Origin of the sequence: Photorhabdus sp. RM96S, assembly GCF_042879335.1 — a bacterium.
In the GTDB taxonomy this organism is placed as follows: domain Bacteria; phylum Pseudomonadota; class Gammaproteobacteria; order Enterobacterales; family Enterobacteriaceae; genus Photorhabdus; species Photorhabdus kayaii.
In genome coordinates, this window is record NZ_JBHFKT010000201.1 from 1 (window position 1) to 400 (window position 400).

The window sequence follows — 400 nt, forward strand, 5'->3', positions numbered from 1 at the left end:
CACTTTCGAATCAGAAGTTTATATTCTGAGCAAAGACGAAGGTGGCCGTCATACGCCATTCTTCAAAGGCTACCGTCCACAGTTCTACTTCCGTACAACTGACGTGACCGGTACCATTGAACTGCCAGAAGGCGTGGAAATGGTGATGCCAGGTGATAACATTCAGATGAAAGTTACCCTGATTGCTCCAATCGCAATGGACCAGGGTCTGCGCTTCGCTATCCGTGAAGGTGGCCGTACAGTAGGTGCTGGTGTTGTTGCTAAAGTTATCGCTTAATAGCTAATAATATAATTAACCCGAATTCTGGATAAGAAATTGACGAGAAGCCTGTTCCAGGAGCAAAGTTTTGGTGCACACCAAAAACAGCTCCGAGGGGGAACAGGCTATGGACAACTTAGT

At 46.5% G+C, this 400-nt stretch carries 1 pseudogene; it reads left to right on the forward strand.

From position 1 onward, the window contains the following. Window positions 1-277: pseudogene (gene tuf / locus ACGF49_RS24970) on the forward strand (elongation factor Tu); the annotation flags it as partial. Between the last annotated feature and the right edge of the window lie 123 nt (window positions 278-400).